We start from the raw sequence: 12,299 nt of genomic DNA on the forward strand, positions 1-12,299 counted from the left end.
ACGAACGGTCCCGGATGGGGAATTCCGGTTACGGCCACAACTGCGGCGTTGATCCCGCCGATCCAGCGCAACTGCGCCTTAAACGATTGAAGATGCGCGATTTCCGGCCAGGATCGGGTTTCCCCTTAAGCATAAAACGCGCTACACTCGGTGCTGTGCCAAAAGGCGCCATTGGCCGGGCAAGATTTCGTGCCTACATCCCACGGACCTGACGCGCGGACCCAAAATGGTGATGTGGACTTGCCGTTCCGGTATGGAACGGTCTACTGGCCGGATCGATTTTCCCGGCACGATCCTTTCGAGACGGCCCCTTCTACAGACGACCAGAAAGCGAATACGACGTGGACATCTACACCATCATCTTCCTGGCGCTGGCGGTCTTCATCTTTCTGAGGCTGCGCAGCGTGCTGGGGCAGCGCACCGGCAACGAGCGGCCGCCGTTCGACCGTAACGCGCTCCAGGGTGCCCAGGACAAGAACGTCGTCACCATGCCGGGCAAGGTCATCGACCAGGCTCCGTTGGCGCCGACGGCCGAGCCGGCCCCGCCCTCCGACCGCTGGAAGGGCCTGACCGAGCCGGGCACCGTGCTCGCCCAGGGTCTCGATTCCATCGTCGAAAAGGACTCCACCTTCGATCCGCGCCATTTCATCTCCGGCGCCCGCGGCGCCTATGAGATGATCGTGCTGGCCTTTGCCAATGGCGACCGCCGCGCGCTGCGCGACCTGCTGTCGTCGGAGGTCTATGAGAGCTTCGATGCCGCAATCAAGGAGCGTGAGAAGAACGAGCAGAAGACCGAGACGCGCTTTGTCTCGATCGACAAGGCCGAACTCGTCGGCGCCGAGCTGCGCGACCGCACCGCCCAGCTCACGATCCGCTTCGTCTCGCAGATGATCTCGGCCACCCGAGACAAGGCCGGCAACATCGTCGATGGCAGCGCCGACACGGTCGCCGACATCACCGACATCTGGACTTTCGCCCGCGACATCACCTCTCGCGATCCGAACTGGAAGCTGGTTGGCACCGGAAGCGCGAATTAAGGCTTTCCTGAAGACCAGCGCGACGGCGCTTTGCGCAGGTGCCGTCGCGCTGTCGTCGTTTTCACTCGGCGCCGAGGCGGCGCGGCGCCACTATCGCAGCCATCACCATCATCTCCCGGAATTGCCTGCCGCGCCGCCGCGCGCCTTGCCGTATCCGCAGCTTCCCCTGCCGTTCGAAATTCCCGGCGCGCAATATCTGCCGCTGGCCTGGGCCGACGTGAAGGGCTGGAGCGACGACAATCATCTCGCCGCCTACCGGACCTTTCGCGCGAGCTGCCGTCCGATCAGCGCCCAGACCGGCGCGCCCGAACCGAAGGCTTTGGGCGCCTCTCTGGCCGAACCCTGCCGGGTCGCCAAATCGCTCGAGCTTACCGACGACGCCAGGGCCAAAACCTTTTTCGAGGAAAATTTTGCGCCGCTGCGGATCTCGCGCCTCGGCGAGCCGGATGGTTTCGTCACCGGCTATTACGAGCCGGTGCTGGAGGGATCGCGCACGCAGACCGACGTCTACAACGTCCCGGTCTATCGCCGCCCGTCGAACCTGTTCGTGCGCGGCTACAAGCAGGATTCGGTCAGCCTGCCCAACAAGGGCCCGGTCTATCGCAAGATCGGCCGCCGCAAGCTCGTACCCTATTACGACCGCGCCGAGATCGAGGACGGCAAGATCGCCGGCCGCGGGCTTGAGATTGCCTGGCTGAAGGACCCGACCGATCTGCTGTTCGCCCAGATCCAAGGCTCGGCGCGGATCAAGTTCGACGATGGCGGCACGGTCCGGCTCAACTACGATGCCTATAACGGCTATCCCTATACGGCGGTCGGTCGCATCCTGATCGAGCGCGGCATCATTTCGAAGGAAGAGATGTCGATGCAGAAGATCAGGGAGTGGATGGCGCAGACACCAGACGGTGCCAAGGAGCTGCGGCGCCAGAACCGCTCCTACATCTTCTTCCGCGAGGTTAATCTGTCCGACAAGGAGGAGGCCGTCGGCGCGCAGGGCATTCCGCTGACGGCCGGCCGCTCGATCGCAGTCGACAAATCGCTCCACGTCTACGGCACGCCGTTTTTCATCGAAGGCGAGTTGCCGATCGATTCCGAACGCGCGAAGACGCCGTTCCATCGGTTGATGATCGCGCAGGACACCGGCTCGGCCATCATCGGTCCGGCGCGCGCCGATCTCTATTTCGGCGCGGGCCAGGAGGCCGGCCGCGTCTCCGGGCGTCTGCGCCATGCCATGCATTTCGTGATGCTGGTGCCGAAGGGTCTCGATCCGACGGCGCGTGCCGCGCGGCTGCCGGTGCCGGACCCGCGGCCGTCGGAGAAGATCGCGAAGCTGTTTCCGCAAACAGAGCCCGCGAAGGACAAGCCGGCGGCAGCCGAGGCGCAAAGCAGGAGCGAGACGGTCGCTGTCGCCGGTCCAGTCCCGCTGCCGGTGCCGCGTCCCGTGATCGAGCCGGTTCAGGAGCCGCGGCGGCCGGTGAAAAATCGTTCCCATCGGCAGCAATGAAGCGATCGTCCCGTCCGCCCGTGCTGGAGCCTCGTCCCTCGCCGCGCCGTCGCGCGCTGAGCGAAGAAGAGCGGGCGCTGTGGGATACAATCGCAAAGCAGGTCAAGCCGCTGAGGAAGCCTCGTGCGGTGAAGGCGCAAGCTGCGCCGCGCACCGAGCCTTCCCCCGCAGCGCCCCCCACGCGGCCTGCGCCATCACCACGTCCGATTGCCGCTGCCCCGGCACTGCGTGCAGCGAAGCCGGCGGTGCCGCCCCTGGCGCCGCTCGGCAAGCGCGAGCGCACAAAGTTGTCGCGCGGGCGCAGCGAGATCGAGGCGCGGCTCGATCTGCACGGCATGACCCAGATGCGCGCCCATCGCGCACTGACCGGATTTCTGCACCGCGCTCATCATGACGGCCTGACCTTCGTGCTCGTCATCACCGGCAAGGGCCGAAGCGGCGGCGAAAGCGGCGTGCTGCGCCGCCAGGTGCCGGAATGGCTGAGCCTGCCGGAATTCCGGGCTTTTGTGGTCGGCTTTGAGGAAGCCGGTATCGGCCATGGCGGCGAGGGCGCGCTTTACGTGCGGATCAGGCGGGCGAGATTCTAACCGCGGGCTCGCTGCAACCTCTCCCGCGTGCCTTGCGGGTGAGGTTTCGGAGCCCGCGGGACGATCGTCTGCTTCACTATTCTGCTGAAGACGTAGCGACCAACCCATCACTCCCGAATGCTGCACCGCGAACGGAGGACGCCGCTCGCGGCATTCGCCTATTTGACGGCTTCCCTTTTGCCGCGCTTGCCGCTTTCGTTTCGGCCGCTTACACAGTCATGTGAACGTCATATGGCGCTGCTAGCGCAAGCGATCATTTTTGACGGCCCAAGAGAACGGCCAAGGGAGGTTTACTTGATGGCTCTTAGACACTTTGGAGCGGCTGCCGCTATTGCGCTCACGGTTGGACTATCGGCCTCGCCGGCCTTGGCCGTGACCGAAATCCAGTGGTGGCACGCGATGACCGGCGCCAACAACGACGTCATCGTCAAGCTCGCCACCGATTTCAACGCGTCGCAGAGCGACTACAAGGTGATCCCGACCTACAAGGGCAACTATCCCGATACGATGAACGCGGGCATCGCGGCGTTCCGCGCCGGCAACGCTCCGCACATCATGCAGGTGTTCGAAGTCGGCACCGCGACCATGATGGCCGCGACCGGCGCCGTGAAGCCCGTCTACAAGCTGATGGCCGACGCCGGCGAGAAGTTCGATCCCAAGATCTACCTGCCCGCCATCACCGGCTATTATTCGACGTCGAAGGGCGAGATGCTCTCATTCCCCTTTAACTCGTCTTCGACCGTGATGTGGGTCAACCTCGACGAGCTGAAGAAGGCGAACGTCGAGATTCCGAAGACCTGGCCCGAAACGTTCGAGGCCGCCAAGAAGCTGAAGGCTGCCGGTCATGACACCTGCGGCTTCTCGGGCTCCTGGGTCACCTGGGTCAATCTCGAGCAGCTCTCGGCCTGGCACAACGTGCCGCTCGCCAGCAAGGCCAACGGCCTCGACGGCTTCGACACCGTGCTCGAGTTCAACGGACCGCTTCAGGTCAAGCATCTCGAAACCCTGGTCGAGCTGCAGAAGACCAAGACCTATGACTACGCAGGCCGCACCAACACCGGCGAGGGTCGCTTCACCTCCGGCGAATGCCCGATCTACCTGACCTCGTCGGCGTTCTTCGGCAACGTCAAGGCGCAGGCCAAGTTCAACTTCACCGCCGTGCCGATGCCGTATTATCCCGACGTCAAGGGCGCGCCGCAGAACTCGATCATCGGCGGCGCTTCGCTCTGGGTGATGGGCGGCAAGTCGGCCGAGGAATACAAGGGCGTCGCGAAGTTCCTGACCTTCCTCTCGGACACCGATCGCCAGGTCTATATCCACAAGGCCTCGGGCTATCTGCCGATCACCAAGGCGGCCTATGCCAAGGCGAAGGAAGAGGGCTTCTACAAGGATCAGCCCTATCTCGAAACGCCGCTGCTCGAGCTGACCAACAAGGAGCCGACCGAGAACTCGCGCGGTCTGCGCCTCGGCAACATGGTGCAGCTGCGTGACGTCTGGTCGGAAGAGATCGAGCAGGCGCTGGCCGGCAAGAAGACTGCCAAGCAGGCGCTGGATTCCGCCGTCGAGCGCGGCAACACGATGCTGCGGCAGTTCGAAAAGACCGCCGTCAAGTGAGGCAATGAGCGGCAGGCCGCGACCCGGCCTGCCGCTCTGCTGGCATCATGCAAAAGCAAGCCATTTTCCAGTCAAGGCTGTTACCGTACGCGCTGGTTGCGCCGCAGCTCGCGATCGTCCTGATTTTCTTCTATTGGCCGGCCCTGCAGGCGGTGATCCAGTCCTTCCTGCTCCAGGACGCCTTCGGTCTGTCGACCACCATTGTCTGGTTCGAGAATTACATCGAGCTGTTCAAGGACGCAGCCTATTTCGAGGCGATCGTCCGAACGTTCTTCTTCTCGTTCGCGATCGCCGTCTCGTCGTTGTCCTTCGCGCTGCTGCTCGCCGTGATGGCGGACAAGCCGCTGCGTGGCTCGATGCTCTACCGCACGCTCCTGATCTGGCCCTATGCGGTGGCGCCGCCCGTGGTCGGCGTGCTCTGGATCTTCATGCTGCATCCCTCGCTCGGCGTGCTCTCGCGCTATCTGCGCAACATGGGCGTCGACTGGAATCCGCTGCTCGACGGCGATCAGGCCGCGGCGCTGATCATCCTCGCCGCCGCGTGGAAACAGATCTCCTATAATTTCCTGTTCTTTCTCGCCGGCCTGCAGGCGATCCCGAAGAGCGTGTTCGAGGCCGCCGCGATCGACGGCGCACGCCCGATGCGGCGGTTCTGGACCGTGACCTTCCCGCTGCTGTCGCCGACCATCTTCTTCCTGCTGGTGGTCAACATCGTCTACGCCTTCTTCGACACCTTCGGCATCATCGACACCATGACCCGCGGCGGTCCCGGAACGTCGACGGTCACGCTGGTCTACAAGGTCTATTCCGACGGCCTGCTTGGCGGCAATCTCGGCAGCTCGGCGGCGCAGTCGGTGATCCTGATGGTCATGGTCATCGTGCTCACCGGAATCCAGTTCCGGTTCGTCGAACGCAAGGTGACCTACTGATGGTCGAGGAAGAGGGCTTCCGGCGCTACATCGCCCACGCCATTTTGTGGATCGGGATCGCGATCGTCGCCTTTCCGGTCTACATCGCGTTCGTCGCTTCGACCCAGGACAACGCGCTGATCGCCAACGGGCAGATGTCGCTGCTGCCGGGCGGTCATTTCTTCGAGGTTTACTACCAGACCATTTTCGTCGGCACGAGCGGATCGACCCGCGAGCCCGTCGGCAACATGATGCTGAACTCGCTGGTGATGGCCTTGCTGATCGCGGTCGGCAAGATCGCGATCTCGATCATCTCGGCCTACGCGATCGTCTATTTCCGCTTTCCGTTCCGGATGCCGATCTTCTGGATCATCTTCATCACGCTGATGCTGCCGGTCGAGGTCCGCATCTATCCGACCTACAAGATCGTCGCAGATCTGCACATGCTCGACAGCTATGCGGGCCTGTCGCTGCCGCTGATCGCCTCGGCCACCGCGACGCTGCTGTTCCGCCAGTTCTTCATGACGGTGCCGGACGAGCTGCTGGAGGCCTCGCGCATCGACGGCGCCGGTCCCCTGCGCTTCTTCTGGGACACGCTGCTGCCGTTGTCGCGCACCAACATGGCGGCGCTGTTCGTGATCCTCTTCATCCTCGGCTGGAATCAATATCTCTGGCCGCTGCTGATCACCACCCGCGACGACATGCAGACCATCCAGGTCGGCATCCGCAAGATGATCACCACCACCGACGCGCTGACCGAATGGCCGATCGTGATGGCGACCGCCGTGCTCGCGATGCTGCCGCCGGTGTTCGTCGTCGTCGTAATGCAGAAATTGTTCGTGCGCGGACTCGTGGAGACGGAAAAGTAAATCCCATGGCTAACGTCACTCTGCGCAACGTCCGCAAAACCTATCCCGGCGGCTTCGAGGCCATCAAGGGCGTTAACGTCGATGTCGGCGACGGCCAGTTCTGCGTGCTGGTCGGTCCCTCCGGCTGCGGCAAGTCGACATTGCTGCGCATGGTCGCAGGCCTCGAGACCGTCACCGGCGGCGAGATCGACATCGGCGGCCGCATCGTCAACCAGATCGAGCCTGCCGACCGCGACATCGCGATGGTGTTCCAGAATTACGCGCTCTATCCGCATATGAGCGTCTTCAACAACATGGCTTACGGCCTGCGCAACCGCGGCATGAAGGAGGCCGAGGTCAAGAGCCGCGTCGACGAAGCCGCGCGCGTGCTCGAGCTCACCTCGATGCTGGAGCGCAAGCCGCGCCAGCTCTCCGGCGGCCAGCGCCAGCGTGTCGCCATGGGCCGCGCCATCGTGCGTCAGCCAAAAGTGTTTCTGTTCGACGAGCCGCTGTCCAACCTCGACGCAAAACTCCGCATCGCGATGCGGGTCGAGATCCGCAAATTGCAGCGCCGGCTCAACACCACGTCGATCTACGTCACCCACGACCAGCTCGAGGCGATGACTCTCGCCGACGTTCTCGTGGTCATGAATGGCGGTCAGGTCGAGCAGGTCGGCAATCCCCTGGCGATCTACGAAAAGCCGGCCACGACCTTCGTCGCCTCCTTCATCGGCGCGCCGCCGATGAACCTGATGTCGATTCGCGCCGATGAAATCAAATCGCAGCTCGGCAGCACTAACGCCGGCATCCTCGGCATCCGCCCGGAAGACTTCGTGATCACCGACCAGACCCCGGCCGGCGGCGTCACGCTCCCGCTCACCGTGGAAGCGATCGAGCGCGTCGGCGCCGAAACCTTCGTCTACGGCACGCGGGCTCAGGACGAGCAGCGCATCGCTGCCAATCCCGGCGAGCTGCCGCCCGGCGAGGTCATCGTCCGCATTCCCGGCTCAGAGGCACCGCCGATCGGCGAGAAGATCCGCGTCGCAGCGACGCGCCAAAAGCTGCATCTGTTCAGCGGCGACGGCCGGACGCGGATTGAGGCCTGACCGGGTTCCGCGGGGCCGCCGATTAAAAAACGCGAAAACAACCCCATGCACCATAGAAGGGGGTTTGTTTTCGTTGAGAAAATCGCGCCGCAATTTCGTCGTGCCGGGCTTGTCGCAGGCGTTTCGCGCCATGACGACAAGTCGGCCTTTGTGCATGGCAGAGTAAGTGAGCTGCCAATCCACAGCCCCCGGCTACGTCCTTGAACCTACAAGCGGATATGCCCATATTGCTGATCAAGGGGTGCCTGTACGGGGCCCTGATGCACCAAAGTCGCTTCGAGAGGACTTTGTAAACTATGTCTCGTGTTCCCACGCTTTCCAGTCCGTTCCTTCTGGGCTTCGACGAGATCGAGCGCGTGCTCGATCGGGTCGTCAAAGGCGCCGACGGTTACCCTCCCTACAATATCGAGAGGTGCGACCGGTCGGAGGGCCAGCCCGAGCGTTTGCGGATCACGCTGGCGGTCGCCGGATTCACCCGCGACCAACTCGATGTAACCATTGAGGAAAACCAGCTCGTCATTCGCGGACGGCAGCAGGACGACAAGACCCGGCAATACATCCATCGCGGCATTGCCGCGCGCCACTTCCAGCGCACTTTCGTGCTGGCGGAGGGGATGCTGGTGCTGGGTGCGGATCTGAAGAACGGATTGCTGGCGATCGATCTTGCCCGGCCGGAACCGGAGAGGATCGTTAAGACAATCGCTATCAATGAGCACGAATAATGGAACGAGTAGCGGACTCGACCGCTTAGTTTCTGTGAAGGAGTCGAGACCATGAGTGAAGGTCACGTTGCGTTCGAATACGAAGCCAAGAACGTCTCGCCCGAGACGCTGGCAACCCTCGGCGAAGGCCATATCGCCTATGTGAAGCAGATCCGCTCTGAGGATGTGCCGGGCCTGTTTCCCGAAGCGCCGAAGATCGCGCCGGGCCTCAAGCTCTTCGCGCTCCACGCCGCCGACGGCACGCCGATCATGCTGACCGACAGCCGCGAAGCCGCGATCGCCAACGCCTGGAGCAACGAGCTGCAAGCGGTGAGCGTGCACTGAGCACGCGCGCGTCGCACGAATAGAGTTTCAAGCGGGCATGCCTTCGAAGGAAGGCGTGCCCGTTTTGCTTTTAACGTAGACTTGGTCCAAGTCCGGGGTCGCTTTAGATTGGCTCGATCGAGCCACGCGCTCCCTCAACCTCTCCCGCTTGCGGGGGAGGTTGGCGCGAAGCGCCGGGTGGGGGCTTTCTCCTCGCGGGGGTACTCTCCACCATCTCAACAATCCCAACGCGGAGACACCCCCACCCCAGCCCTCCCCCGCAAGCGGGAGAGGGAGCACACTGTCTTCGCAGCAGAGATTGAGCTTCATCAGATCACAACGACGACGGAGATCGCGGAATGCCCAAACCCGAAGAGATCAATCAAGATTGGGCACAAGCGATGGCTGCCGACTCGAACAGGATGTCGACGTCACCAGACCTTCGCGATCCAAATGCTCAGCCGACCGGTGGAGATATTGTCGTTGCACTCGCGAATTCGCCACTCGCAGGGATCGAAATTGCTCGACTATCCATTCGACCCACGGTGCGATCAGAACCACGAGATATGGACGAGTGGTTTTAAGTTACGCCGCAGTCGCCGGCGGCAGCGCGAGCACCGAATAGATCGCCTGGGCATCGCGCGAGGCGCGGAGTTTTTTCGCGATGTCCTGGTCGCGGAGCAGGCGGGCGATGCGGGCTAGCGCCTTCAAATGATCGGCGCCGGCGCCTTCGGGGGCGAGCAGCAGGAAGACGAGATCGACCGGCTGGCCGTCCATCGATTCGAAATCGATCGGACGATCGAGGCGCGCAAACAGTCCGAAGATCTTTTCCAGCTTGGGCAGCTTGCCGTGGGGAATGGCGACGCCGTAGCCGACCGCGGTGGTGCCGAGCTTCTCGCGTTGCAGGAGCACTTCGAACACGGAACGCTCGTTCTGCCCGGTCAGCTCGGCGGCCTTGGCCGCGAGTTCCTGAAGCGCCTGCTTCTTGCTGTTGACTTTCAATGCCGGGAGAATCGCCTCGGGCGCGACCAGATCGGTAATCGGCATGGAAGTCTTCCGAGGTGAATGAAAACGTCAGGTTCCGAATTGGCCAGCCTGGACAAAGAACCTGGGCGGGCCGACGTCAAGAAGATGAAGCAGGAGGCGGACTTAGCTCGCCCCTGATGTGGGGGGCTTCTACTCCAACGCAATCCCGGTGCCAACTCCCGCGTGCAGCTTTGCCCCGGTCATTGTTAAGGCGGAAAGGAGCCCCCGCGCCGGGCCGCAGGGGCGTCGCCCGACGGCCTCAGGCCTTGCCAGCCACCTTGCCGTCCGCCTTGACCCCCGGGGGGTCGATCCAGCCGACATTGCCGTCGGCCCGGCGGTAAATGATGTTCACCCGGCCCGAGGAGCCGTGCTGAAACACCAGGCAGGGCGCCCCGCTGAGGTCGAGTTCCATGACTGCTTCGCTGACGGACAGCGGCTTCAGCGAGGTGGTGGCCTCGGCGATGATGACGGGGCTGTAGCCGGTGATTTCGTCCTCGTCCTCACCTTCGCCCGGCGCCTCCAGCACGTAGCTGGTGGCATCCATGGCGGCCAACGCCGCGGAGGCGACATGGGCCTTGCGGGCGGAGCGGTCCTTGAGTCGGCTCTTGTAGCGCTTGAGCCGCTTCTCGATCATCAGCAGCGCCTGATCGGCACTGGCATAGGCATCCGGTGCGTTCGAATCGGCCTCAAGCGTAATTCCCGAATCAAGATGCAGCGCACAGTCGGTGCGGAAGCCGAAGCCGTCCTTGCTCAGCGTGATGTGGCCGGAATAATTACCGTCGAAATATTTGCGCAGGACCTCTTCAGTCCGGTCGGTGACGCGGCCGCGCAGGGCCTCGCCGACGTTGACGCTCTTTCCCGAGATGCGGAGAGTCATGTGAACCTCGCTTGGTTCGTGCCTGGCCAGGATCGGGCCCGATAGCGGATCGAGAGTAGCGCGATTTGGCGCCGACGCAATCAGGCCGGTTCGGGATTGCGGGAGCGATCGGCCATGGCGGTGGAGAGGACGTTACCAAGAGCGCTCTGCTTGTCGCGACGGCGTTGCACCGAGGAAGGAATGCGCATGGCTTCGCGGTACTTCGCGACCGTGCGGCGGGCGATATCAATGCCCGAGCCGCGCAAGCGTTCCACGATGGTGTCGTCGGACAGGATCGCGGACGGCGCCTCCGCATCGATCAGCAGCTTGATGTGGTGACGCACGGCTTCGGCCGAATGCGCCTCGCCGCCATCGGCCGAGGCGATCGAGGCCGTGAAGAAATATTTCAGCTCGAACGTGCCGCGATTGGTCGCCATGTATTTGTTGGCGGTGACGCGCGACACCGTGGATTCATGCATCTGGATGGCGTCGGCGACGGCCTTCAGATTCAGCGGTCGCAGATGCGCCACGCCATGGGTGAAGAAGCCGTCCTGCTGGCGCACGATCTCGGTTGCGACTTTCAGGATGGTGCGAGCGCGCTGGTCGAGCGCACGCACCAGCCAGGTCGCGTTCTGAAGCGCGTCGGTGAAATACGATTTGTCGCCGTCCTTGCCGATCTTCTTCGAGAGCTGCGAATAGTAGGTCTGGTTGACCAGCACGCGCGGCAAGGTGTCGCTGTTGAGCTCGACATGCCAGCCGCCATCGGGGCCCGGGCGGACATAGACATCGGGCACCATGGTCTGGAGCCGGGCCGTACCGAACTTCATGCCGGGCTTGGGATTGAGCCGGCGGATCTCGCCGATCATGTCGGCGATGTCCTCGTCGTCGACGCCGCAGAGCTTGCGCAAGGCCGCGACGTCGCGCTTGGCGAGGAGATCGAGATGCTCGACCAGGGCCTGCATCGCGGGATCGTAACGGTCGAGCTCGCGGAGCTGGATCGCCAGGCATTCGCTCAAATTGCGCGCGCAGACGCCGGGCGGATCGAATTTTTGCAGCACGGCAAGAACGTTCTCGACATCCTGCTGCGATGCGCCCAGCCGTTCGGCGGCCTGGCCGAGATCCGGGGGCAGATAGCCGGCCTCGTCGACGAGGTCGATCAAATACTGGCCGATCATGCGCTGCGCTGCGCCGGTGAAGGCAACCGAGAGCTGCTCGGCGAGATGGTCGCCGAGCGTGGTCTCCGCGGCGACGAAGGCTTCGAGATTGTAGTCCTCGTCACCGGAGGCGCCGCCGCCCCATTCGGTATAGGTGGTCGGCGCCGCATCCTGGGCGTTGCGCGCGGCCGCTTCGGCGGGTTCCTCGGAGAAGACGTTGTCCAGCCCGGTGTCCATGGTCTGCTCGATCTCGGCGCGGGTGCCGAGATCCTTGCTCATCCACTCTTCCTGGCCGGGCTCGAAGGCTTCGCCCGGGCCGCCGCCCGGCTCGTCGTTGTGGCCGCCATCGCTGTCGTTGAACTGGCCGGTCTCGGCCGGGCCCTCGCCCACGGGCGGCTCGTCGTTGGCCCGTTCCAGCAACGGGTTACGCTCGAGTTCCTCTTCGACGAACGTCGTGAGATCGAGGTTGGACAATTGCAGCAGCTTGATCGCCTGCATCAACTGCGGCGTCATGACTAGCGACTGCGATTGCCGGAACTCTAATCTCTGCGAAAGCGCCATGAAGCAAGAACCGATCCCAAAAAGTTGGTCCGATTTTTGCTTATCTTAGTCCGAGCCCGATGTACACGTCTTG

General features: G+C 63.3%; 13 protein-coding genes. 10 read left to right on the forward strand and 3 right to left on the reverse strand.

Annotated elements, in window-relative coordinates; translation table 11 throughout:
- The first annotated feature begins 341 nt into the window (after window positions 1-341).
- The 10 genes from ABIB91_RS26000 to ABIB91_RS26045 all read left to right on the forward strand — a co-directional run bounded on the left by ABIB91_RS26000 (window position 342) and on the right by ABIB91_RS26045 (window position 9,213).
- Window positions 342-1,037, forward strand: coding sequence for a Tim44/TimA family putative adaptor protein (locus tag ABIB91_RS26000; protein ID WP_007598593.1), 696 nt, complete (start codon window positions 342-344; stop codon window positions 1,035-1,037).
- Complete coding sequence (gene mltA / locus ABIB91_RS26005; RefSeq protein ID WP_354168469.1) at window positions 1,015-2,541, forward strand: murein transglycosylase A; 1,527 nt, start codon at window positions 1,015-1,017, stop codon at window positions 2,539-2,541. Before ABIB91_RS26000 ends, mltA begins: the two co-directional genes overlap by 23 nt.
- Entirely contained in the window at window positions 2,538-3,128 is a 591-nt protein-coding gene (locus ABIB91_RS26010; RefSeq protein WP_354168472.1) for a Smr/MutS family protein, read from the forward strand. Before mltA ends, ABIB91_RS26010 begins: the two co-directional genes overlap by 4 nt.
- A gap of 297 nt (window positions 3,129-3,425) precedes the next feature.
- Window positions 3,426-4,742, forward strand: a complete 1,317-nt coding sequence (gene ugpB, locus ABIB91_RS26015; RefSeq protein ID WP_007598589.1) for a sn-glycerol-3-phosphate ABC transporter substrate-binding protein UgpB — start codon at window positions 3,426-3,428, stop codon at window positions 4,740-4,742.
- A 47-nt stretch (window positions 4,743-4,789) separates the two neighbouring features.
- Window positions 4,790-5,671, forward strand: a complete 882-nt coding sequence (ugpA, locus tag ABIB91_RS26020) for a sn-glycerol-3-phosphate ABC transporter permease UgpA (RefSeq protein ID WP_354168474.1) — start codon at window positions 4,790-4,792, stop codon at window positions 5,669-5,671.
- Window positions 5,671-6,519: a sn-glycerol-3-phosphate ABC transporter permease UgpE gene (ugpE, locus tag ABIB91_RS26025; RefSeq protein ID WP_354168476.1), complete on the forward strand. Its 849-nt coding sequence runs from the start codon at window positions 5,671-5,673 to the stop codon at window positions 6,517-6,519. Before ugpA ends, ugpE begins: the two co-directional genes overlap by 1 nt.
- A 5-nt stretch (window positions 6,520-6,524) precedes the next feature.
- On the forward strand, window positions 6,525-7,604 hold the full coding sequence (locus ABIB91_RS26030) for a sn-glycerol-3-phosphate import ATP-binding protein UgpC (RefSeq protein ID WP_219681903.1): 1,080 nt from the start codon (window positions 6,525-6,527) through the stop codon (window positions 7,602-7,604).
- A 296-nt stretch (window positions 7,605-7,900) separates the two neighbouring features.
- On the forward strand, window positions 7,901-8,326 hold the full coding sequence (locus ABIB91_RS26035; RefSeq protein WP_007598583.1) for an Hsp20 family protein: 426 nt from the start codon (window positions 7,901-7,903) through the stop codon (window positions 8,324-8,326).
- A gap of 51 nt (window positions 8,327-8,377) precedes the next feature.
- Entirely contained in the window at window positions 8,378-8,650 is a 273-nt protein-coding gene (locus ABIB91_RS26040; protein WP_007598581.1) for a BQ00720 family protein, read from the forward strand.
- Between the two features lie 338 nt (window positions 8,651-8,988).
- The gene (locus ABIB91_RS26045; RefSeq protein ID WP_354168479.1) at window positions 8,989-9,213 is read left to right on the forward strand and encodes a hypothetical protein; all 225 of its coding nucleotides are present in this window, start codon (window positions 8,989-8,991) and stop codon (window positions 9,211-9,213) included.
- A 1-nt stretch (window position 9,214) separates the two neighbouring features.
- On the opposite strand, the gene ptsN is transcribed toward ABIB91_RS26045, so the two are convergent.
- The 3 genes from ptsN to rpoN form a co-directional block, all read right to left on the reverse strand.
- On the reverse strand, window positions 9,215-9,676 hold the full coding sequence (ptsN, locus tag ABIB91_RS26050; protein ID WP_027514736.1) for a PTS IIA-like nitrogen regulatory protein PtsN: 462 nt from the start codon (window positions 9,674-9,676) through the stop codon (window positions 9,215-9,217).
- Window positions 9,677-9,914: 238 nt separating this feature from the next.
- A complete protein-coding gene (gene hpf, locus ABIB91_RS26055) occupies window positions 9,915-10,532 on the reverse strand; it encodes a ribosome hibernation-promoting factor, HPF/YfiA family (RefSeq protein WP_007598572.1) in 618 nt (205 codons plus the stop codon).
- An 80-nt stretch (window positions 10,533-10,612) separates the two neighbouring features.
- Entirely contained in the window at window positions 10,613-12,226 is a 1,614-nt protein-coding gene (gene rpoN, locus ABIB91_RS26060; RefSeq protein WP_007598570.1) for an RNA polymerase factor sigma-54, read from the reverse strand.
- Between the last annotated feature and the right edge of the window lie 73 nt (window positions 12,227-12,299).

Source organism: Bradyrhizobium sp. JR4.3, from assembly GCF_040547695.1.
Classification (GTDB): Bacteria; Pseudomonadota; Alphaproteobacteria; order Rhizobiales; family Xanthobacteraceae; genus Bradyrhizobium; species Bradyrhizobium canariense.